General features: G+C 33.0%; 22 protein-coding genes. 5 read left to right on the top strand and 17 right to left on the bottom strand.

The genetic code is table 11. The features are described from left to right. Positions 1-3 precede the first annotated feature (3 nt). Positions 4-351 carry an HIT domain-containing protein gene (locus AC5LW9_RS05220; RefSeq protein WP_198236176.1) on the bottom strand — a complete coding sequence of 116 codons (348 nt, stop codon included), beginning with the start codon at positions 349-351 and terminating at the stop codon, positions 4-6. A gap of 483 nt (positions 352-834) precedes the next feature. On the opposite strand from AC5LW9_RS05220, the gene rpsF reads away from it, so the two are divergent. Genes rpsF through rplI form a run of 4 tightly spaced genes read left to right on the top strand, consistent with a single transcriptional unit; the run spans position 835 to position 2,214 of the window. Then, complete coding sequence (rpsF, locus tag AC5LW9_RS05215; RefSeq protein ID WP_065737505.1) at positions 835-1,218, top strand: 30S ribosomal protein S6; 384 nt, start codon at positions 835-837, stop codon at positions 1,216-1,218. After that, positions 1,205-1,510, top strand: a complete 306-nt coding sequence (gene priB, locus AC5LW9_RS05210) for a primosomal replication protein N (RefSeq protein WP_367274771.1) — start codon at positions 1,205-1,207, stop codon at positions 1,508-1,510. Before rpsF ends, priB begins: the two co-directional genes overlap by 14 nt. A gap of 4 nt (positions 1,511-1,514) precedes the next feature. Then, positions 1,515-1,742: a 30S ribosomal protein S18 gene (rpsR, locus tag AC5LW9_RS05205; RefSeq protein ID WP_025314965.1), complete on the top strand. Its 228-nt coding sequence runs from the start codon at positions 1,515-1,517 to the stop codon at positions 1,740-1,742. 22 nt (positions 1,743-1,764) lie between these two features. Beyond that, positions 1,765-2,214 (top strand): 50S ribosomal protein L9, encoded by a 450-nt coding sequence (gene rplI / locus AC5LW9_RS05200; RefSeq protein ID WP_198236178.1) that lies wholly within the window; start codon positions 1,765-1,767, stop codon positions 2,212-2,214. A gap of 112 nt (positions 2,215-2,326) precedes the next feature. Here the strand turns inward: rplI and ggt are convergent, their stop codons facing one another. From ggt to AC5LW9_RS05125, 15 genes are all read right to left on the bottom strand, one after another. Continuing rightward, positions 2,327-3,973, bottom strand: coding sequence for a gamma-glutamyltransferase (gene ggt / locus AC5LW9_RS05195; protein ID WP_493456595.1), 1,647 nt, complete (start codon positions 3,971-3,973; stop codon positions 2,327-2,329). 312 nt (positions 3,974-4,285) lie between these two features. After that, on the bottom strand, positions 4,286-5,635 hold the full coding sequence (gene celB / locus AC5LW9_RS05190) for a PTS cellobiose transporter subunit IIC (protein WP_493456439.1): 1,350 nt from the start codon (positions 5,633-5,635) through the stop codon (positions 4,286-4,288). Positions 5,636-5,649: 14 nt separating this feature from the next. Then, the gene (locus AC5LW9_RS05185) at positions 5,650-6,147 is read right to left on the bottom strand and encodes a hypothetical protein (protein WP_493456438.1); all 498 of its coding nucleotides are present in this window, start codon (positions 6,145-6,147) and stop codon (positions 5,650-5,652) included. Between the two features lie 14 nt (positions 6,148-6,161). Then, positions 6,162-6,500 carry a PTS cellobiose transporter subunit IIA gene (locus AC5LW9_RS05180; RefSeq protein WP_086326180.1) on the bottom strand — a complete coding sequence of 113 codons (339 nt, stop codon included), beginning with the start codon at positions 6,498-6,500 and terminating at the stop codon, positions 6,162-6,164. Positions 6,501-6,502: 2 nt separating this feature from the next. Then, positions 6,503-8,512 carry a BglG family transcription antiterminator gene (locus tag AC5LW9_RS05175; protein ID WP_493456437.1) on the bottom strand — a complete coding sequence of 670 codons (2,010 nt, stop codon included), beginning with the start codon at positions 8,510-8,512 and terminating at the stop codon, positions 6,503-6,505. Positions 8,513-8,664: 152 nt separating this feature from the next. Beyond that, on the bottom strand, positions 8,665-8,982 hold the full coding sequence (locus AC5LW9_RS05170) for a PTS cellobiose transporter subunit IIB (protein WP_086326178.1): 318 nt from the start codon (positions 8,980-8,982) through the stop codon (positions 8,665-8,667). 24 nt (positions 8,983-9,006) lie between these two features. Next, complete coding sequence (locus AC5LW9_RS05165) at positions 9,007-10,443, bottom strand: 6-phospho-beta-glucosidase (RefSeq protein ID WP_493456436.1); 1,437 nt, start codon at positions 10,441-10,443, stop codon at positions 9,007-9,009. 268 nt (positions 10,444-10,711) lie between these two features. Further along, entirely contained in the window at positions 10,712-11,050 is a 339-nt protein-coding gene (locus tag AC5LW9_RS05160; RefSeq protein WP_493456435.1) for a carboxymuconolactone decarboxylase family protein, read from the bottom strand. 33 nt (positions 11,051-11,083) lie between these two features. Continuing rightward, a complete protein-coding gene (locus AC5LW9_RS05155; protein WP_198229051.1) occupies positions 11,084-11,488 on the bottom strand; it encodes an RNA polymerase sigma factor in 405 nt (134 codons plus the stop codon). Positions 11,489-11,805: 317 nt separating this feature from the next. Beyond that, complete coding sequence (locus AC5LW9_RS05150) at positions 11,806-12,090, bottom strand: YciI family protein (protein ID WP_198229050.1); 285 nt, start codon at positions 12,088-12,090, stop codon at positions 11,806-11,808. A gap of 132 nt (positions 12,091-12,222) precedes the next feature. Further along, positions 12,223-12,450, bottom strand: coding sequence for a ChaB family protein (locus AC5LW9_RS05145; RefSeq protein WP_198229049.1), 228 nt, complete (start codon positions 12,448-12,450; stop codon positions 12,223-12,225). Between the two features lie 241 nt (positions 12,451-12,691). Beyond that, positions 12,692-13,687, bottom strand: coding sequence for an acrylyl-CoA reductase (NADPH) (gene acuI / locus AC5LW9_RS05140; RefSeq protein ID WP_493456434.1), 996 nt, complete (start codon positions 13,685-13,687; stop codon positions 12,692-12,694). A gap of 202 nt (positions 13,688-13,889) precedes the next feature. After that, positions 13,890-14,528 (bottom strand): acrylate utilization transcriptional regulator AcuR, encoded by a 639-nt coding sequence (acuR, locus tag AC5LW9_RS05135; RefSeq protein ID WP_493456433.1) that lies wholly within the window; start codon positions 14,526-14,528, stop codon positions 13,890-13,892. A gap of 183 nt (positions 14,529-14,711) precedes the next feature. Continuing rightward, the gene (gene sstT, locus AC5LW9_RS05130) at positions 14,712-15,944 is read right to left on the bottom strand and encodes a serine/threonine transporter SstT (protein ID WP_198229045.1); all 1,233 of its coding nucleotides are present in this window, start codon (positions 15,942-15,944) and stop codon (positions 14,712-14,714) included. Between the two features lie 376 nt (positions 15,945-16,320). Continuing rightward, entirely contained in the window at positions 16,321-16,890 is a 570-nt protein-coding gene (locus AC5LW9_RS05125; protein ID WP_198229044.1) for a flavin reductase family protein, read from the bottom strand. Positions 16,891-17,525: 635 nt separating this feature from the next. Here AC5LW9_RS05125 and AC5LW9_RS05120 point away from each other — a divergent pair. After that, positions 17,526-18,374, top strand: coding sequence for an aldo/keto reductase (locus tag AC5LW9_RS05120; RefSeq protein WP_198229043.1), 849 nt, complete (start codon positions 17,526-17,528; stop codon positions 18,372-18,374). A gap of 467 nt (positions 18,375-18,841) precedes the next feature. Here the strand turns inward: AC5LW9_RS05120 and AC5LW9_RS05115 are convergent, their stop codons facing one another. Continuing rightward, positions 18,842-23,905, bottom strand: a complete 5,064-nt coding sequence (locus AC5LW9_RS05115) for an autotransporter outer membrane beta-barrel domain-containing protein (RefSeq protein WP_493456432.1) — start codon at positions 23,903-23,905, stop codon at positions 18,842-18,844. Positions 23,906-24,374: the final 469 nt, after the last annotated feature.

Raw genomic sequence — 24,374 nt, 5'->3', positions numbered from 1 at the left:
ACATTAACCTATTAATCTACCTAATTTTTTTCCACCCAATAAATGCATATGGATATGAAAGACTTCTTGCCCAGCATCTTCATTACAATTAACAATTAAACGATAACCACTTTTATCAATGCCTTCTTGCTTTGCAATTTTTGCGGCAACAATCATCATATGCCCAAGCACAATCTCATCTTCTTCTTTAACGTCATTAACAGTGGGGATAAGTTTATTTGGAATAATTAAAATATGCGTCGGCGCTTGAGGCGATATATCACGAAAAGCAGTCACTTTATCATCTTGAAAAACAATATCAGAAGGAATTTCTTTCCGAATAATTTTACTAAAAATTGTTTCCTGAGTCATCATAGTTCTCCTTTTATTGTATGCCTAAAAGTAAAAATTTACATTAGGTTAAGCATAACATATTTTGACATTAATAATGTATAGATATCCTTACATTTTAGCGTTCTGTCATCTATTTCAATATAAAAAATAATGGTAACACTAACCTACTCACTATTTTAGTAAAATATTTATGTTTAGTCAGAAAACAACAACATTATTGTCAAGAATGATTAACAAAAACAATTTTTAAATATAACTATAACATATTTTTGTAAAAATTATTCAGGAGTCTATACCGTTTCATTGTTATTTTAGTCTGAATTTAACTTCTTAACATAAATTTAGACACAGTATGGGAACATCCTTAATATATTCATTTGTCAATTAAAATAAGTTGATATATAATGCCCCGTCGATTTCAACCGCTTATTTTCATGTTCCTTGCTTTCAATGGGTTGCGGTTGCCCCGACAGAAAGCTGATTAATCCGTAGGGAGCGATAATGCGTCATTACGAAATAGTATTTATGGTTCACCCAGATCAAAGTGAACAAGTACCGGGTATGATTGAACGTTATACTGGTACATTAACCGCCGATGGTGGTAAAATTCATCGTTTAGAAGATTGGGGTCGTCGTCAATTAGCCTATCCTATCGAAAAACTGCATAAAGCACATTATGTGTTAATGAACGTTGAAGCAACTCAAGAAGCTGTGAATGAGCTTGAAGATAACTTCCGTTTTAATGATGCGGTAATTCGCAGTTTAATTATGCGTACCAAAAATTCTGTAACTGAAACTTCACCTATGTTAAAAGCTAAAGATGAGCGTCGTAACTCTGAAGAAGATTTTAGCGAAGTAAACATGGACGATGATTCGGACGAATAATCGTTTAGTGTTATCGGGTATTGTAAAAAAAACACCGATACAAAAAATGAGTCCAAGTGGGATCTCGCATTGTCAGTTTTATTTAGAACATGTTTCTGAACAAATTGAAGCAGAACTTAGCAGACAAGCATGGTGCATAATGCCCGTAATTGTCAGTGGACAACAAGAGTTAAGTTACATAAAAAAAGGCAGCAAAGTTTTAGTGAGCGGTTTTATAAGTACCCACACAAAACGCAATCAAACAAGTCAACTTGTTTTGCATGCTGACCAAGTTAAACTATTAGGAGAATAGCCAAATGGCACGTTATTTCCGTCGTCGCAAATTCTGCCGTTTTACAGCAGAAGGCGTTAAAGAAATTGATTATAAAGATGTTTCTTTATTAAAAAGCTATATCACAGAAAGTGGTAAAATTGTACCAAGCCGTATTACTGGTACTAGCGCAAAATATCAACGTCAATTAGCTCGCGCTATCAAACGCGCTCGTTACTTGGCATTATTACCATATACTGACAACCATCAGTAATTAGCAACAGAGGGAACATATAATGCAAATTATTCTACTCGATAAAGTTGCTAATTTAGGCAGCTTAGGTGATCAAGTTAATGTTAAAGCGGGTTACGCACGTAACTTTTTAATTCCACAAGGTAAAGCAGTACCAGCAACTAAAAAGAATATTGAATTCTTTGAAGCGCGTCGTGCTGATTTAGAAGCAAAACTTGCTGAAACATTAAAAGCCGCTGAACAACGTGTTAACGAAATTAACGCACTTGAAAAAGTAACCATTGCTTCTAAAGCTGGTGACGAAGGTCGTTTATTTGGTTCTATTGGTACTCGTGATATCGCTGATGCAGTTAAAGCTCGCGGTGTTCAAGTATCAAAAAGCGAAGTTCGTTTACCAAATGGTGTATTACGTACAACTGGTGAACACGAAGTGTTCTTCCAAGTACACAGCGAAGCTTTTGCTAAACTTATTATTGAAATTATTGCTGAATAATTATCATTCAATAAAAAACCCGTCAAACTGGCGGGTTTTTTGTTATGTATTAGTAACAATTTTTTAATACTAGCAAATAAATTGCTATAGCAACAAGAATGTTATAAAAATTTTATTCTACAATTATTGCTTTACCTCGACCACGGATATCTGATACAGCATCAGGTTTATTATTGGTAATTTTTATAACCTGAATATCTCCACTAAAATCTTGTTGATAAAAGCTATATCCCATCTGCTCAAGTTCAGTTTTCAATTGTTTTGGTACATTATTTTGAAAACTTTCGATATAAATAACATTGCTTGGTAATAATTGATGATGATAACGCGGCGCCTGTACAGCTTGTTTTAAAGTCATATGGTTATCAAAAACATTGGTTACAACTTGAAAGATAGAGGTAAAAATCCTTGAGCCGCCCGGTGTACCAATAACCATTACCACATTATTATCTTTTATGAAGATACTGGGTGTCATCGAAGATAAAGGTCGTTTATTGGGTTCTATTGCATTTGCATCTTTACCTACAACACCAAACTGGTTAGCGACACCAGGTTTACTACTAAAATCATCCATCTCATTATTTAGTATAATACCGGTACCTTGCACAACGACAGCAGAACCAAACCAACCGTTCAGTGTATAAGTATTTGAAGCTGCATTGCCCCATTTATCCACAATTGAAAAATGGGTTGTTTGTAATTTTTCTCTATTATCTAAACCAGGTTTAACTTGTTCTGTATTGGAAATGCTTTTTGGATTAACTTGTTTAGCCCTTTGAGCCATATAATGAGTATTGATTAATTGAGCGACGGGTACGGTTACAAAATCAGGATCTCCCATATATTCCGCTCGGTCGGCAAAAACACGTTTTTCTATTTCTGCCATAAGGTGAATATACTTTGATGAATTAACTTTAACACCTTCAAAATCATTCGCTAATTCTTGTTTCATTGATAATAGTTGAATTAAACCTACCCCGCCTGAACTCGGTGGTGGTGCAGTAATAACTTGCATATCTTGCCAATTTGCAACTAAAGGATCTCGCCATTTTGCTTGATAATTGGCTAAATCACTCTCCGTAATTAAACCATCATTTTTTGCCATTTGCTCTGCAATTAATTTAGCAGTTTCTCCTTTATAAAATCCATCACTACCTTGCATTGCAATACGTTCTAATACTTTGCCAAGTTCAGGTTGTTTAAACATCTGTCCTTCTTGCATAGAACCAAAATAGTGCTTAAAGTAACCATTGGCTGGTGCCGTTGGTTCTATTTCTTGATAACGAGTCACTAATTGCTTATTAACTCTGAATCCATCATTAGCAAAACGAATCGCTGGCGCCATAACTTCTTTCCAACTTAACCGACCAAAGCGTTGATGAACAGCCCACATTCCCGCAACAGTACCCGGAACACATGACGCTTTATGAGAATATAAACTCAGATTGTCGATTACATTTTTTTTACCATCCAGAAACATATCTTTATCTGCTTTGCTAGGAGCAACTTCACGATAATCCAGAAAATAAGGCTTTCCTTCAATCCAAAGTGTCATAAATCCCCCACCACCTATATTACCCGCTTCAGGATAAGTAACTGCTAATGTAAAAGCTGTAGCGACAGCAGCATCGACAGCATTCCCATCTTTGGATAACATCTCTTTGGCAGCTATGGCACCATAATAATCAGGAGAGGCAACCGCACCCGCTTCGAATTTAGGTTGAAGATCTTCAGCGGAAATAGCTTGCTGACTTATCATTAAAAACGCAATAAAACAGCTATACTTGATCAACCTACGCTTAAGATAGAACATTTTAAACCTCCTAAAGATAAATAATTAACATCTTCCCATAACTCAAAAAAATAAATTTTATATTGTGAATTTAATGAAAGAGGTAATAATCAATATAGCATAGAAAATCAAAGAGGCGAGCAAATAATGATCGGCGTAAATAAAAGCAAAAATGTCTAACTTTGTGCTTTATTTAAATTTTAGGCTGAAACTTAGAAAAATAAAAAGAGCATACATAATGACATACAATTATCTACGCTCTTTTCAATTCATTGGCAATTAAGATAATTGCTCTTGATTTTCAGATTTAGCTTGTTCTTCTTTATATAGTTTGTTGTCATAAATTTTTACAAATGGAAGATAAATTATCAATGCTAAGATTGCAGAAAGTATGGCCACAAACATAGCTCGATAATCCCCGCCTGTTCCAATAAATGCACCTAAGCCCATTGGTGATGGCCAAGGTATTAACGCGATAATTGGATTCATAAAACCTGAACTTATAGCAAAATAACCCAAAGTACCACATGCCATTGGTGCTAATAAGAATGGTAAAGCAAGATATGGGTTATACACGATTGGCATACCAAAAATGATTGGTTCATTAATGTTAAATATTGCAGGAACAGCTGAGGCTCGACCTAAAATCTTTAATTGACTTGATTTAGCACAAAAAGCGATAAAAAATGTCATAAGAAGTGTTGAACCCGAACCACCTAGAATTACTAAAGAGTTATTAAATTCACCCGCAAACGGAATAGCTGCTCCACCAATATTCTCATTCATATTGCTAAGCATTATCGGTGTAATAAACGCACCAATAATACTTGCACCATGAATACCAACAACCCAAAGAGCATGGATTAAAAATAGTATCACCATAATGCCAAGCCAGCTTTTAGTTAAATTGGTTACAAAGATAAACGGAATACCGATGATATTGAAAATGTCCGTACCAAAATAAATCAAAACACCATTTAAGATAATAATTGTAAATGCGATGACAAATGTTGGAATGAGTGCTGTAAATGATCGTGATACTCCTAATGGAACGGTTTCAGGCATTTTAACTACCCAATTACGACGTACACACATAAAATAAAGTTGTGTTGCTAAAATTGCCATAACAATTGCAATAAAGATACCTGAAGTTCCTAACCGAGTAACAAAAGGATTTAGGCGTAATCCGTTATAGACGGATTCACTTTGATCATTAAATAACACCATCGCCCTATTTTGCATCACTAATTCTGGTAATGTCATGATGAAAGCAAAAACAGATAGCATTGCACCATTAAGAGCATTAACTTTTAAACCTGTCTCTTCTTCCTCAATTTTAGTTAATTCGTAACCGACAACAATATTAAAATAAAGCGCTAATATTCCCATTGTTGCAGTATTAGCTATCATATAAAGATCTCTTATTTTGAAAACAGAATTATCAAAAGCTGTTTCCAATCCAGTAAAGGTCATCGGTAACGTATTAAACACTAAAAACATCGAGCCAACGATACAAAAAGGAACTGATGCCATTCCCGCCGCCATTACGGCTCGAACAATCTTAAACTGCGATATTTTTGCCATCGGAGTCATTAGATATTTTTGTAACAACACAAATCCGTTATTCATTTTGTTTTCCTCATTTAATTAATGATTTCTTGATAAGCTTGGATTCTTTTAAAATGTTTATCCTCATTACGCTCAATCTTTTTCAGTTTAATCAGTATAAAAATAGTAAAAACTAAGCTTGCTGCCAAAATTCCTAATAATACGTTTAAAACCTCTTGTGAATATTTTAAAAATGGAAAGAAAAAGTGAAATAATGGGGTATAAATTGAAAAAATTAACGTAATGATACTTATCAACATTATCCGATAGAAAAGACTAGCATATCGTAAATGGTTTTGATGATTTCGATAAAGTCTAATTTGCTCAAAGCTGGTTAAGGTAGCAAGCAAAATAAGCAAGAGTGGTAGCACAATGGCAATGGATAAACTTCCCATCAAAAAAACGGCCCAATAAAGATTTAAAAATAGAAAAAATGCTGTGGTATAACGAACCGCTAAAAAACGATTAAAATAGAGATTAGTCAAACTCACTTTTTTATGCGTTTTAAGTTGGCTTTCTAATTGAGAATCCATAGCTGACCTCTTAATTAACTGGATAACTTGTATGTTTGTTGATATAGATGAGACATCTCAATAGCAATTTCACGAAGCGTCATTGTGGTCATCAAATGATCTTGAGCATGAACCATGATAATTTCCATTTCAATTTTAGTCCCATTAGCATAAGACTGAAGTAGCCCTGTTTGCGACTCATGGGCTTCTAAAATCTCATCATTCGCTTCATCTAAAAGCTGATTAGCTTTATCAAACTCACCCTTTCGCATCAATTCGAAAGCCGAATGGATTTTGGTTTTAGCATTACCACTGTGCAAAATAATATTGAAAGCAGTAATTTGAATATCCTCTGAGCTCATTTTGTCATTCATTGCTACGCTCCTTTTTCAATTAGTTGGATAAAAAGTGATTTAAATTGATTAAAATCTGAAATGTCTAACATCGCCTGTTGCATGGGTAAATCATCAATTAAGTTGACGATTGCTTTTGTCATCATGGCTAAGTTTGAATTTTGATAAATTGATGGTGAAATCATAAAAACAAATTTAACGTTTTGATAATTGTCATTCCAAAACAAACCATCGGGAATCACAGCAATGGCTATTTTCGCTATCTTGCCAACCGGTATAGCAGGATGTGGAACCACAATTGTTGGACTAAAGAGTATTTCGCCAATAGCCATACGTTTTTCCATTTGCTTTTTCATCTCTTGTTTGAAGTTTTTAACTTCATTAACGGATAATAGATCAACTAAATGATCTAATACGGTTTGTTTAGTTGGCTTTCGATGGCACAAATAAAAATAATCAGCAGCAATATCATCAAAAATCTGAGCAATATAATTCGAGTGATTTTGCTTCTTGTGTTCTGTTGTTATTGGTAAGGAATCTTTAGGTAATAAATTGGGCGTTTGTCTATGAGAAAGATATCGACGAATTGCTTGAACATCCTCTTCACCAAAAAATACCGATACATGAAATACGGGGACTTTAAATACTTTTGATGATAAATCGACAGATGAAATAATAAAGTCAATATCATTTATCATTTCGGGTTCAATTTCATAGTAACCACGGGTTGCAACTATTTTTACACGCTCATCAAATTCGCTCTGGACCCGATTTTTTAATAATTGTGCACTGCCTACTCCTGTTGCACAAATGATCAAAACTTTAGCCTTCTGTTCGTTTTTTAACTTTTCAAGTGAAGCTAAAAAATGCAGCGCCAAATACCCCCATTCATCATCATTGACCTTATATTTATTTAAACTAGTTAATTGGCTTAAATAACGTTTAACTAACATAAAAACTTCTAAATATTGATCCTTAATTTCATCTATTAATGGATTTTCTAATTTTATATTTTGTTCTAAACGCACTAGCATAGGTTTTAGGTGTTGAATTAATCCATTTTTCAATTGTTCATCATGCCAAAAAGGGTAGCCAGTCTCTTGTTGAATTTTTAGAAGTATATTGGTTAATGACGAGCAGAGTTCATCATCAAGAACATCTTGAATTAAATTAGATTTACTCATCAAATGTAAAGTAAGATACATTTGCTCTTCTTTCGGAAAATGAAAACCAATTACAGATTCAATGCGTGCAATGATTTTATTGGCAACTTGGTATTCAAGCGTTGTACTGGTTGAAACGGGCAAATCAAGATTTTGAATAGAAAGTCCTGATTGTAAACGCTTAATGCTTAGTGATAGATGCAATACAATATTTTGAATCATTACATCAGATAATTTGATATTTGCTTCACGACACTCATCTAAAATAATGATAGTAAGGGTATCAAAGCTAATAGTTTCACATGATTGATTGAAATAAGATAAATGGTGTAAAAAATTAATCGAATCTTCATGGAAAAAGTAACTCATTATAAAATGACGTTTGGCTTTTTCTTCACCGTCGACAAAAATTAACGATCGATTTTTTTTAAGGGTTAATTCATAAGTCTGTAATTGAGATTTTATCTCAGCTATATCTTTATTTAATTGTGATGAACTAATAAATAGCTGTTCGGATAACTCTTCAACATCAATTTTTTGACTCTCTAGTAATAACAAATTAAGGATAAAATGTTTTCGCTCGCTGGCTTCACGACATTGAGATTGCTCAATATTTTTATCTAGTAAATGGTGCTCAATTAAAAATAAATTAAACGCGGTTCTATCTAAAATTTCTAATTGGAAACCATAACCTTGCTTACTTACTATATTGCCGCCATTGCGCTCAATTAAAGTTTTTAAGTCTTTAAGATAAGTACGTACAGTACGATCAGATAAGGATAATTCGGTAGCAAGTTCTTGACTACTTTTATATTCATTTTTAGAACGAACTAGTAAACTAATGAGTTCTCGTTGTTTATGTTTTATCATTATCTACTATACCTTAGCTATTAACTAAATCTATCCTAAATGGTTAACTTATTGAAAGAACACTCAAAAACTTGAACCATTTTTATGATGCGATTACTTAATTAAGCAATCGCATCATATTTAGATCGGTAGAACTGGGATTTTCTTAATTTTTAATTAATATTATCCTCAACTAATTTAGCTAACTGCTCTATACCCGATTGAATAGGGATATAGGCTTGAAATGGAATACTGACTACTGGTTTACCTACTTCATCACCTAATGCTTTTAATTTATCAAACATCATCATGGTTTGAGGGCTAATTAAAAACAGTGCAAAATCACTATTTTTAATCATATTGCTGCCTTGTGTTGCCGATACCGCATCAAGCTCAATAGGTTTATTTTGGCTAGCAAAAAATTCAGTTACCTTTTTAGCCATAAGTGATGATGACATACCTGCAGCACAAATAATTAACGCTTTTTTCATAATCTCTCCTAATGAATTTTATCGTTATAAAGTTTCACCATTTGACTCAATGACTTTCTTATACCAAGCAAATGAATCTTTTCGACTACGTTTTAAGGTTCCATTGCCTTTATTGTCTTTATCGACGTAGATAAAACCGTAACGTTTTTCCATTTCGCCAGTTCCTGCTGAAACTAAATCAATACAGCCCCAAGGGGTATATCCCATCAAATCAACGCCATCTTCTTCAACGGCTAACTTCATTTGTTTTATATGCTCACGTAAATATTCAATTCGATAAGTATCATGAATACTTCCATCCGCTTCAATTTTGTCATAGGCACCAAAACCATTTTCAACAATGAAAAGTGGCAAACGGTAAGTATCGGTTAACCAATTTAATGTATAACGTAAGCCTTCAGGGTCAATTTGCCACCCCCAATCGGATTTTTTGACATACTGATTGCCGACTAAATCAGTTTTTTCATTATAATCAAAATGGTCATTACCCTTATTGTGTCTAACCACATTCGACATGTAATAACTAAATCCAATATAGTCAACTGTTCCTTTCGTTAACACTTCCAAATCTTGTGGGGTAATATCAAGTTTAATGTTTTTACGTTGCCAATATTTTTTTATGTAATTTGGGTATTCACCATGAACATGGACATCAGTAAAGAAATACTTACGTTCCATGACTTTTTGAGCCATTAAGATATCGCTTGGTTTGCATGTTTCTGGATAGATTGGTACTAAAGCAATCATACAACCAATCTCAAAATCAGGATTAATCGCATGACCAATTTGTACTGCTTTAGCACTAGCAACTAATTCATAATGTGCAGCTTGATACATGATTTCTTCGCGATTATCGCCTGGTTTATAATAAATACCAGAGTTAGTGAATGGGGCAAAATCTTCGTTAAAATTAGCTTGGTTATTGATTTCGTTAAAAGTCATCCAATATTTAACTTTATTCTTATAGCGATCAAAACAGACGGCAGCAAAGCGAACAAAGAAATCAATTAATTTTCGATTTCGAAAACCGCCATATTCGGTAACTAAATAATAAGGCAACTCAAAGTGCGAAAGGGTAACAACCGGCTCAATGTTATATTTCAAACACTCATCGAAAAGATCATCATAAAACTTCAGACCTTCTTCATTTGGTTCAAGCTCATCACCTTTCGGAAAAATACGAGTCCAAGCAATTGAGGTTCGAAAACATTTGAAACCCATTTCAGCAAAAAGTTTAATATCATCTTTGTAATGATGATAAAAATCGATAGCTTCATGATTAGGATAATATTCTCCTGGAATAATGCCTTCCGTGATTTTTCGATAACTTTTTGGCGATCCAACAGTCATCACATCAGCAACACTAGGACCCTTACCGCCAGCTTGCCAAGCACCTTCTAATTGATGAGCGGCAACAGCTCCTCCCCATAAAAAACCTTTTGGTAAACCTTTATTATTCATAATCAAGTACCTATATTTATTGACATTTCAACTTCAGTATAAAAGGAAAAATAATTAATTACTAACCAACTTTTTCCTTATTGATAAGGAAAAATAATAAATAAAAATATAATAAGGAAAATTTATCTTACATTAAGATAAAGAGATAAAATTGGAGAAGAAAAGATAAAAATGCCATCTAATTAGATAGTTGAATAGTAAAATTTGGCAGTTTAACTTTTTTCTTAATTACTGCCATTTTTTAAAATACGATTATAACAAATAGAATTTAACTATTATTTTGTTCAAATAGGCGCATTGCTAACAGACCGTGAGCCATGGTTACGCCAGATCTTACCGATGCGGAAATCGAAATCAATTCAGCCAACTCATCAACGCTTGCCCCTGCCCGTTTTGCACCTTTAATATGAACATCAATACAATAAGCACATTGCGTCGTAAGCGCTATAGCTAATGCAATTAATTCACGTGTTTTTGTTGGAATAACTCCATCAGTTCGCTTAATTGTCTGCTGATCAAAATGTATAAATGCTTGGGTTTCATTGGGGGAATATTTCAATAATGAAGCAAGATATTTAAAATCACTACTTGATTGATAATTACTCATGTTACTCTCCTTTTTGTATTTGTCGTTTTTTAATTAAACCGAAAAACCAACAAGCAGAACAGCCTCGTAACAAAAGAACTGCACAAAGAATAAAAAACAGTTGTGTAACAAGTGAAAAAGGTATGTTGCAGGCAAATTATCAAGTTCAAAGTCTGAATTAATAGTTTTTGAGCGCCTAATTTTAAATAACCGATAGCATTCTCGTTCAACTATACGAAATAACCATCCTGTAAACGTTGCTACTGTTTTTAACATCCCTATTTTTCGATATAACTGCCATAATGCAATTTGAACAGTATCCTCAACATCTTCTGAGGTTGAACATGTTCTTCGAGCGAATCGTTTAATATCGGGCTGACAAATCAACAATAACTTTTCAATTGCTTGTTGATCTCCCTGACAAGCTAATTTGATTAGTTGTTCTCTGTTTTTACTCATGTTTTTTTAATCTTTATTTAATCCGTCATACTCGAAGAGTAAAATTAAATGAATTTAATATCATTTTATTTATTAAATAACATACATATATAGAGGCTCAAAAAAGCAAAAAAGGTTCACAGTTTCAATTAATTTTTTTGAATGGTTATGTTTAAAGATAGGATTGATTAGATAAGCGAATATGAAAGTTTAAATTTTAGATAATTAACATTATATTTATTTTATCAAATGGATGATATAACTGTTTAATTTTTAAATTAAAGATCGATATTGATGTTCCATGTTATTAAAAATAAATTTTAAACAATCGACAATAATTAAATAAATACTTCAAACTCTTTTGCATATTTTGTAGGGATAAATTCTATCAGTTCATATTCGGCAATGTGGTGAATATAGAACGGATCTTCTTGCATGATTGACATGGCTTGTTCATGACTATCAGCACAACAAAGAATTACACCACCTTTGCGAGGTACTTTGCGACCAGAAGCAATAAAATGCCCTGCTTGATAATAGTGTTCTAGATAATCAATATGTTGTGGTAAATATTTTTCTACTTCATTAATGGGTTTAAGATAGGTAAGAGAAAAAATAAACATTTTAATTCCTTGATTTAAATATAAATTAAGCCAACCATACATGTTGGCTTAGATTTTATACTATCTTTTTATTGATTATTAATCAATAGTATTAATAAATGTTAAAACAAAGAATATTTATCATTTAGGTGATTATTTAGCAACCCATTTGCCATTTTCATCTTTATGATAAAGCTTCTCAACCGCCGACCAAGCAACTCGAAACGCAATTTGTTCAGGCGAACTATTGTCTCGTCGTTTTTTAGGATCTTGATACTCTTTTATTGCATTATTAAAAGCTTCTTTAAAAATATCTTGAGCATGGGCAGGTAGAACATGTCGAACCGATTCAGGTAGATCATCTCGTGTTTGATAAGGCATATCACATTTCCCCTCTTTAAATTACTCACTAAATATTGATAATTTTAAACGGTCATTGCGAACTTTACTTTCAAAACAGCTTACTTAGATTGAATTTATTCTGATTTCACAGGAAATACAAGGATAATTACTGAATTAATCCTTTTTGTTTACATTTAAATCGGCTGTTTACTTAACTTGAATGAGCGGTGAATATTTTACACCGCTAAATCATAAGAAATTTATATAGTTAATTTTTTCGTTAATGATTAACATCAACCACAAAACGCCCTTTAATTTGTCCAGCTATCATTTTATTAGCTATGTCAGGGCATTCATTTAAGGTAACTGTTTGGCCTATATGAGAAAATAGTTTTTCATCAAAATGTTGTGCTATTAATTGCCATGCAGCAACCCGTTTACCATAGCTCGCCATCACACTATCAACACCTGCTAATGTCACGCCACGTAAAATAAAAGGTGCAACCGTTGCCGGTAAATCCATACCTTGAGCAAGACCACAACAAGTGACAATACCACCATATTGAGTTTGTGCACAAATGTTTGCTAATGTATACGAACCAACCACATCAATTGCTGCTGACCATTGTTCTTTTTGTAATGGCCGATTAGGCTCTTTTAATGATTGACTATCAATAATCTCGACCGCACCCAGTTTATGTAAATAATCTTCATCATTCATTTTACTGGTTGAGGCGGTGACCTGATAACCTAATTTACTCAATAATGCGATAGCAACTGAACCAACGCCACCTGTGGCGCCTGTAACTAAAATTTTGCCATCTTCTGGTTTAACGCCAAAATCAACAATACGCAAAACACATAAAGCAGCCGTATACCCTGCGGTACCAATAATCATTGATTGATAAGGAGTTAGATTGCTTGGTAATGGAATTAGCCAATCTGATTTCAAATACGCATATTGAGCAAGGCATCCCCAATGTGTTTCACCGCACCCCCAACCATTCAAAATAACCAAATCATCTGGTTGATAACGACCACTTTGACATTCAATTACCGTCCCTACACCATCAATACCTGGAATCATTGGCCATTGTCTAACAATAGGACTTTTATTGGTCAATGCTAATGCATCTTTATAATTAATACTTGAATATTGTATTTTTACTAAGGTGTCGCCTTGTTGTTGAAGTAGTTGTTGTTTAGTTATGGTTTTCAATGAATGGGAAAAACCAGTAACTTCATTTTTCTCTAAAATAATGGCATTGAATGACATACATATTCCTTATTGTGTAATGGATAATAAATCTATAGATAATTGATTAACTGAATTAATTGACACGCCAGTTAGATAATTTAATTACATTAATAGACAATTGGTCTAAAAATTATAGACTGGTCGTCTAGTTAAAAACAATAAATTATATTTGGATAAGGTTTAACAAACATAAAGTTAGAATAAATTAGGATATTACATTCTATTTAATTGTCATATTAATAAAAACAGTTATAAATGTATCTAACGGTTCTGATTTTTTTAGCAATTTGCTACGTGTTACCGCACCTTCCCAACCTAACCAAAAAAATTCAGATAATAATTTACAATTAATTTTTGCGTTAATTTCACCTGATTTTTTTGCTAATTCAAGACATTTTTCTATTTTAACTTGCCAACTTTGCAAAACCTGTTCAAGCAGTTGCGCATAACCTTGAGGTAAGAGTGATTCTTCTTGAATTAATTCGCCAATTAAGCATCCACGATCATAATCATACTTCGCCATACCTTGCTTTGCATCTTCGTAAAAAGCTTTAATTCGAGCAATTGGTGATTTAATCGACGAATTATTTAAATGCTTATCTAATTTATGAGCAAAAAAACTATCATAACTCGCTATGATTGCTTTTCCAAAGTCTTCCTTACTTTTGAAGTAATAATAAAAGGAACCTTTGGGCACGCCTACCTGCTTTAAAATATTTTCAATATTTGATGAAATGTACCCATATGTGGTCATCAATTCTACTCCACTACGAATCAATGCAGATCTTGTCTCATGACCTTTTTTTGTATTACCTTTTTTGGGAAATGTCGAAGCAGAAATAGTTTGATTAGATGGCATAAGATTCTAATATTTTGCGTGAATATAATTGATCGAATTTTGAATTATGATAAATAGTCATATCAATAAATGCAATAATTTGCCTGATGACTATATCTATTGGTTAATAAAAAAAGCCTGATAAATTTTTTTATCAGGCTGTTGAGATAAGTATAAGCTAGCGATTATCTACATATTTTAAAACTATTTTGTCTTATTACGTTGAACTTTTTCTGATACTGCGCCGATAAATACGACATCACTAGATGAATTAAGCGCAGTTTCAACGGAATCTTGAATTACACCAATAGCAATCCCGATACCAATGACTTTTGCTGAAATTTCGTTAGGTATACCAAACATACTACAAGCAACAGGAATAAGCAGTAAAGACCCGCCTGCAATACCTGATGCACCACATGCACATACGCTCGTCACAATACAAAGTAATAACGCAGAAAAAATATCCACTTCTATATGCAAAGAATTAACGGTCGCTAAAGTTAAAATAGTGATAGTGATTGCCGCACCTGACATATTAATAGCCGCACCTAATGGTACTGCTACAGAATAGGTATCTTCATCCATTTTTAATCTTTTGCAAATTTCGATATTAACCGGAATATTTGCTGCTGAACTACGAGTAAAGAATGCTGGGATGGCACTATCTTTTAATGAAGTCAAAACGAGTGGAAATGGATTTTTACGCATAACAATATACGCTAATAATGGATTAATAATTAATGCCACAATTAACATACAAGATACTAATAAGACTAATAGATGGGCATATTTAAGTAACTCCCCAAAACCTGTTTCTGCAAGAGTTGAAGCAACTAAACCAAATACGCCTAATGGTGCAAAGCGAATAATAATTCTTACAATGAATGAAATTGCTAAAGACAGATCGTTCATCATTGTTTTGGTCGTTTCACTTGAGTGCCTTAACGCAATCCCAATACCAACGCCCCAAATGATAAGACCAATATAGTTAGCATTAACCAACGCATTTACTGGATTGTCGATCATTTTGTTAAACAACGTTTTTAATACTTCAACAATACTACCTGGAGGGGTTAATTTGCTTTGGTCAGCGGCATCTCCTAATGAAATAACAGAAGGAAAGATAAAACTAGCAACCGTTGCTAATAATGCGGCCAACATCATTCCAGAAAAATAAAGCGTAAGAAGTTCACCCATATTAGCGCGTTTACCATGTTGGTGATTGGATATTGAAGCAATAACTAAAATAAGAACCAAAATAGGAGCGACGGATTTTAAGGCATTAATAAAAAGTGCTCCAATAAATGACATATCTAATGCAAGATCTTTCGAAATAGCGGCTAATGCAATACCTAGAATTAATCCTAATATAATTTGCGGTATCAGCCCTACTTTAAAATAAATACGAACCAATCTATTAGTTGAATGAGGCATAGTATTTCCCTATATAATAATGTAACGGCAAAACATTAACATAATTGAACAGTAAAACTATAAAAAAATTATTATGATAACTATTTTTTATATCACATTATTCAATTATTAAGATTTGTTATTCCTTTTTATATACAAGGATATTAAAAATGATTGGCGAGAGATCATGATTTTATAAAAATTTAAAAAGTAAAAAATACCAGCAAATCATTGTTTTTACCAATAATTAGATAGTAACGTTTAAAAATTTTGGACGATTTCCATGTTAAGTAATATTTTAAATATATTCGATTAATGGACAACTTATCTTTATACATCATAATTTTAAAGATATTATTAATTATTAATTGTGTAATTAATTTAGAAAATATCTAGGCTAATCCTTAACAACAACTCCTTTACCTGTGATATAAAACTGATTACCCGCTATATAATGCAACGTCTTCATTTCATCACTTATCTCATCAAACTTCCAATGACCATTTTCGTAAATACGATTATCAGCCCATGCACCGATAACTTCACCAATTAATAGATCATAATTTTGCTGGTTATATTCTTCAGGGATCAGACGACAGATCAACCAAGCAGCACAGCCTTTTACAAGAGGAACATCAAAACCTTCTTGATAGAATAACTCGATGTGGTTATCGGCTAATTTGTTTGGATTATCGAAATAACTTTGTGTACCAAGGCCTATAACTTGTTCAGCTTGTTTGGCAATAGGAATTTGTATTGCAAATTTCTGGCTCTTTTCGATAAGTTGCCGTGTGAATGACTTTTTGTCTAGTACTGCTGTCAATTTTGCAGGAAACATATCTAATGCACAGACCCATGATGCTGACATAACATTTTCAGTATTATCATTTTTTGCTGAAACCATTACCGTTGGTCCATGATTCAGTAAGCGATATGATTTATCAAGAGGTACAGCACGAATCGTCATTTTATTCTCCTTTATTAATATGTTAGTCAACTCTTTTAGATTTTTTCTAAAAAGTACCGAAATTCATCAATTGTAATCTGATAAAATTATTATATAAATCGAAATGATTTATACTTTCAATCATAACTGATTCTTTGTATTTAATAACGACGTTATAAACATTTTCAAAATCGCTTAAAACATCAATATTTATACAATAACATATGTATCATCTAACCGAATCCTCAATGTTTTACTTTTAATACCAAAAAATAATCATATACAAATAACGCAACTTCTAATATACGATAAATTAAAATTGCAATAGTATTGTTCAGTAAATTATCTTGTAACTAAAACAGATAAAAAAGCAAATCAATCTATCAAACCTTAATGAATTAAAAAAATTTACAGTTATCAATGAATGTATTGGAATTTATTCTAACTAAATTAATCCTAATAAAACTATTTTATGACGTTTAATAATTAAACTAAAACTCAAACGATAGAGGATTGTTAGTAAAGTTGTTGGCATACAAAACTTTATCTTAACTGATTAATATTTTTAGCTTTACTAAATAATATAATTGATAAATAATCATAAAAATATAATAACACTTGGTATTTTCAGTTAATTTTTTGTAGAGGTGATCATTATGAGAAAGATAAAATTAAATAATGGGATCGAGATGCCAACTTTAGGATTTGGTGTTTATCAAATTGATGAAAAGCATTGTGAACAAGCAGTATTAGATGCAATTGATGTTGGTTATCGCCTGATTGATACAGCAACCGCTTATCAAAATGAACGCCAAGTGGGAAATGCGATTAAAATTAGTGGGATTGACCGAAAAGATCTATTTATTACCACCAAACTTTGGTTAAACCGAGCTAGTTATGAAGGTGCTAAAATCCAATTTGAACAATCATTAAATTTATTACAAGTGGATTATATTGATTTATATTTAATCCACCAACCTTTTGGTGATATTTATGGTGCTTGGCATGCAATGGAAGAGCTCTACGAGCAAGGAAAAATTAAAGCCATTGGTGTTAGTAATTTTCAGCCAGATCGTTTAGCTGACTTAATGGCTTTTAATAAAATAAAACCTGCTGTAAATCAAATAGAAGTTAATCCATTTAATCAACAATTACAAGCAGCACCTTGGATGCAAAGTAAAACGATTCAGCCTGAAGCATGGGCACCCTTTGCAGAAGGAAAAAATGATATTTTCAATCATCCTGTTTTAACCACCATTGGTAATAAGTATAATAAATCAGTTGGTCAAGTTATTTTACGCTGGTTAATACAACGCCAAATTGTCTGTTTAGCAAAATCAGTGAGAAAAGAACGTATGACCGAAAATTTTAATATATTTGATTTTAAACTTTCAAATCAAGATATGATCGATATTACCGCAATTGATACTGCGACCAGTGCATTTTTCTCACATCGAGATCCAGCAGTTGTAGAGTGGCTGACTAAACGTCGGCCTAATATTTAATTTTGAAATCGTAATATAGATTTAATACTAATAAACATCATGGTCGCCTCCAACAAAGGGGGCTTTTAACCCATTAAAAAGTATGAGTTAATTTTATCTATGTCCGATGATAGTAAAGATTTAGTGCAACAAGTTGATTGCATTCTAAACAAGCCCTATAACAATTTATCTTTAAGATTAAAATATAAAAACTGTAATATCACTTATTAATCCAGCTGTGTAACGTTGATATCGATAATAATACGTTCAGATATGGTTATTCTGAATCAAGTTGTTTGAATAAAGTTTTTAGAAAATATTTCCGATGATTCTCCTGATAAGAATTCATTAGCTATGATAATTTTTAAATCTCGACTATATTTTGACATAAAAAGACCCCCTGTAATTGGTTGTCCAACTATTGGGGGTCACTTAAATTCGCTATGTCATACCGGTTTTTTATGCCTTAGTGAAAGTTTATTTAACTATTACCAATTAGCCCGAATACCAACAGATGCGCTAAACGGTGCTTTGACTCTTGCATCCCCACCATTTGTCCATGTATGGCCGATTTCTGTATAAGCGCTGAATTGATTATTAATTTCAAAACTGCCACCTATTGCCATTTCCGAACTTAAATATTTAGCACCATTGCTAAATTCCGTAGCAGCATTTTTACTAGCAAAGGTTACATGATCAGCACCACTTGGTGAATAGAACAGGTTAACACGAGCATAAGGACGTAATAATGTATCATCCATTTTGAAATTACCTTCAAAACGAGCACCAATTCTGAACAACACAGCATTATTATTACTATGTTTTACTTTGGTATTACCACTAATATGACTATCATGCATATCAAGCCATTGATGTATGATTTGGGCTTGTGGTTCAAACTTCCAGCCATTAGCCGATAAGATAAATGGTTTACCTGTTTCAATTGATGCACTTAAGCCATAGCTTTTTTGTTTGCTGTTTTCATTACCATCAGGTTTTACATTGACACGATGACGAGCCCCTTGTAAAACAATATCAAGATAAGTACCATTGTCTTGCATATAAGTACTATAAGCGCCTAAGAAGTAGGAATTTATACCATTTTTACCCACTTGTCCATTTCGACCACTAGCAAACCCATTAATGGTCATATCACCATACAAATAGCCAAAATAAGCGCCCAGTCGCCAATTGTCTTCTTGCCAAAGATCACTTCCTAATTGAAAACCAGTGTAGTTTCCTTTGCTTTGAGGATTGGTAATGCCATTTTGTTCTACATCAATACGTTTAGTTATAATTCTACCCCAACTTATTGGTGAATCTAACAACGGCATATTACCAATACGTTGATGTAAATTACTTTGCATAATATTTTCTGCTAAGCGAAGTTGTTCTGCGATTGCTCCAAACAAAGGAACTTCTTTACGATAAGTTTTAACACCTGCTGGTTTAACAGGTTTTCCTGTATCCGGATCAATACTTGGATCGATTGGATGTGTTGGATTGGTTGGATTCATTGGGTCTGTCGGATTGATTGGATCCGTTGGGTCTGTTGGATTGGTTGGATTGGTTGGATTGGTTGGGTCTGTTGGGTCTGTTGGATTAGTTGGATCCGTTGGGTCGGTTGGATTGGTTGGATTGGTTGGATCATTAGGTAAATAGGAGCGTAAATACCAGTTATTATTTTGGTTGTTAAGATCACCTTTATGCAAATAATATTCATATGCGCCAACATCTAAATGATCTTCAGGGATTTTAAATGCATCATGAGTACTTACCCCATCGACATGGACTAATTCAATGCCATTAGTATTACTCGTATCAGCACCTAACCCATTAATATTATTAATTTGTATAAATGTGTTTCCTGAAACATTACCGTTTACTAATAATCGATCTGTTGGACTATCACTATTTTGAACGACGGTATCAAGCACTAATTTCCCGTTATCTCCAACATAATCGCCAGCAATAATCAAACTATCTCCTGCATAGGAATTACCAAGTGTAATAGTCCCTCCATTATGAACACTTCCACTAATTTGTGATTGATGTAAAGTGGATTGAAGATCAACAATTGCCCCTGATTCAAGAGTTAATTGATCTGTATTTAAATCCCCTGTTAATGTCAATTTACTAATCTGACTGAGATTAATATTTTCCCATCCAACGATTGATACATTTCCAATCGAACCGCTTGAAGTTGATGAGCCGATAAGATGAACATTAAGGTTAAGGGTATCCTCGTCAGACGATCCACCTACGCGCGTAAATTTATTACCACCATCTATTGCGGTTAATTGTGATATATCTGCGCCTTCATTAATAAACAGTGTATCATTACCCTCTCCAAGTCTAATTTGTCCACTAATTTTGGAACCATCATTTAGAGAAATAATTGAATCTGTGATTTCGTTTGTTATTGCAATGTCACTAGCCGATGAGACATCTGCACCCTGATTTAAATTTATATAGGTTTTTAACCCTTCTTTACCTGTGGTATAAATACCTGTTCCTGATTGTCCTTCTACTTTGCCAAAAATGTTAATCTCAGTAGACCCAGTACCATTATTGATTGCCTTAATACCATTATCAAAACCATTAATAATGCCATTTGTTTGGTTTATTAATAAATCTGAGGCTGTATCGTTATTGGAGACTAATATTGCTGAACCATTATTAGCAGTGATCTTACCTTCACTCACAATACGAGTAAAACCATTTCCCTGATTAGTAAAATTAATCCCATTGTTAGCACCTTGGATCTCACTATTCGATTCTTGTCTAAATGTTAAATTATTTGCATTAGAATAATTAGTTGCAATAATGGCATCTAAGTTTAGGCTAACTATTTTGCCTGCAACTTTAAGACCTGTTGAACCTTGTCCATGATTAGCAAGCTCAATACTATTAAGTTTACCAATTATTTCACTGTCTTGTGTCTGTCCAAATAATAGGTTATTGGTTGAGGATTGGCTTACAGCTGAAATAGCATTACTATTGTTACCAATAACTTTTCCGGCTATACTGATAACGGTTGATCTTTGACCATTATTAACAATATTAATACCATTCTTATTACCAATAATTTCACCACCAGATTGAATTATGTCTAGATCTTTAGAATTAGTATTATTTGTTGCAAATATTCCATCTTCTTGATCACTTATGACTTTACCTAAAGTAGTAATAGATGTTAAACCTTGTCCATTATTTTCAATTGTCATGCCATTGTGTTTACCGTTAATTTCACCGTCTAATTGGCTAACTTTAAGATCAGTAGTATTGTTGTTATTAAACGCATAAATACCATCATTAAGTTTTCCGATAACCATTCCGGATGTATTAATTGATGTGGCACCTTTACCGTTGTTAAACATATTAATACCATTTTGTGAACCTTGAATATTACCACCTAACTGAGAAACAATTATGTCTTGGGTATTTTGTTCATTAACAGCGGTCATACCATTATTTTGTGTTCCAATAACATCATTAGAGGTTATTATTGATGTAGTACCATTTCCTTTATTGTTAACATTAATGCCATTTAACTTACCTTTTATACTACCCGCAGTTTGCATTATGTTAACATCTTGACTATGAGTATCATTATTAACCAGTATTCCATCATTTTCGCTACCCTCTACTTGTCCTGCAGTGTTAATGAAAGTTGAACCAGTTCCTAAATTATTAAAATTAATACCATTTTTTTTCCCTAAAATAGAACCAGATGATTGTTTGGCTGTTAAATTTTTAGTATTCGTTTGAGTTATGGCATAGATTCCATTTTCTTGATCGCCTATCACTTGTCCAGAGGTTGCAATGGTTGTTGTGCCTGTTCCTTTATGTTCTACATTAATACCATCAAGCTTACCGTGAATATTACCTAGTGGTTGCCGAATATTAAGGTCTTTAGTGTTTGTTTCATTAACAGCGCTAATGCCGTAATTATTGTCACCGATTACATCGCCAGATGCGCTAACAATCGTCGAACCACTACCTTTGTTATTAATATTTATTCCATTTGATTGGCCATGAATATTGCCTGCAGATTGATTAATTGTTAGTTCATGAGTATTCACTTCGTTAACAGCAAATATCCCATCATTTTGATGACCGGTTACTTCACCATTAGTCGTAATTAAAGTCGAGCCGTTTCCTTGGTTGGTCATATTAATGCCGTTTAGTTCACCTTTTATACTACCAGTAGATTGACTAACGTTTAAATCGTTAGTGTTTACACCACCAATACCAAATATACCATCTTTTTGTTGGCCTTCGACATTGCCATAACTGTTAATAGATGTTAAACCATTACCATTATTGACAATATTGATACCATATTGTTTGCCTGTAATATCGCCTTTTAATTGGTTGAAAGTTAGTTTTCTAGTATTGGCTTGATTGACAATAGCCACACCATCTTGCTGATTAGCTGTAATCGTTCCTGAAGTGGTTACAATAGTTGCCCCATTACCGCCGTTGGTAGCATTGATTCCGTTTAATTCTCCACTAATTGAACCGGAAGATTGGGTAATCGATAAATCATGAGTATTACTATTATTATTTACAAATATTCCATCATTATTTTGCCCAGTAATCTTGGCTGTAGTTGTGATTGTAGTCGAACCATTACCCAAATTATTAGCTTTTATTCCGTTTAAATGACCACTAATTGAACCACTGTTTTGTTCAATAGCCATATTACCAGCATTTTGTTCATTGACAGCATTAATTCCTTCATTATCATCACCAATAACTTCACCTGCGGTTGTGATATGTGTAGTCTCTTTACCTCTATTGTCGGCATTAATACCATTTTTTTTACCATGGATGCTCCCTGCTGATTGGATTACTTTAATACCTTTTGTATCACCGTCATTCACCACAACAATACCATCACTTTCGTCACCTACAACGGAATCTGAAGTTGTTATTGTTGTTGTTCCGTGACCATTATTAGCAACATTAATTCCATTCAAATTACCGTGAATGTCGGCGCCTACGGTCTCTATAATGTTTAAGTCTTGAGTATTAGTTGAGTTTGAAGCATGTATCCCATCATTTTGTTTACCAGTGACATCACCATTAATTGATATATTTGTTGATCCAGTACCATTATGATTAATATTAACACCATTTGTTCCACCAATGATATTACCGGCAGGTTGGTTTATAACTAAGTTATCAACATCAGAGTTACTTGTATAGGTATAACCATCGTCATTAGATTCGAGATGGTGTGGAAGAGATATTTCAACTGAACCGTTAAGATTTGCAGTGCTCAACAGATGATTTAGATAATCACTACGTTGTAAACTTAATAAATTTTGATTTGCATATTGGCTAGTAATTTTTGTCTCGCAACTATTATTTTTAAGAGATGTTTCGATACATTGAGCATAACTAACAGGTACCATTGCTGCGGTTAAAGTTGCTACAGATAACAAATTAACCAAAAATAATCGCCCTTTTGATTGCGCTTTTTCTGATGTAACAATGAAAGCTTTACGTCTAGCATTCCAAACTAACTTGTATACTTTATTCATTATTTCCTCCCATTCAAATCCACAATTAATTTATGCTGGATTTAACCAGTTTTTATTTGAAAACTTGTACTGAATGAAACTCACTAATTTAGATCAATGTGTGATTAATTAATAAATCGATAAATTAGTGTATTAACGAACAACTATTAGTAGATATAAAACTTGGAAAAGGTTTAAGGGTTCTTTAATTTTTGACAAAATTTAAGTTTATAAAGGCGTAAAAAACTTGTGGATACGTTTATCAAATTACAAATCAATTACTTTACCTCCTAGCAATGAGCTGAAAATGTATATCAATTTGAAAAATTTTAAAATTATTTAAGTGATTATTAATTTTAAACTAAAAAAATACGCGAAATAAGTTAATTTGTTTTATTAAGTTAAAAAACAACTAGCATATCGACTCAAGACAATTTATAAATGTATGAGACATGGAAAATATTCATGACTTCTTTAAATATTTAAAACA

It is taken from the genome of Gilliamella sp. LMG 34360, assembly GCF_984568995.1.
This window is presented reverse-complemented; position numbering and strand designations above follow the sequence as displayed.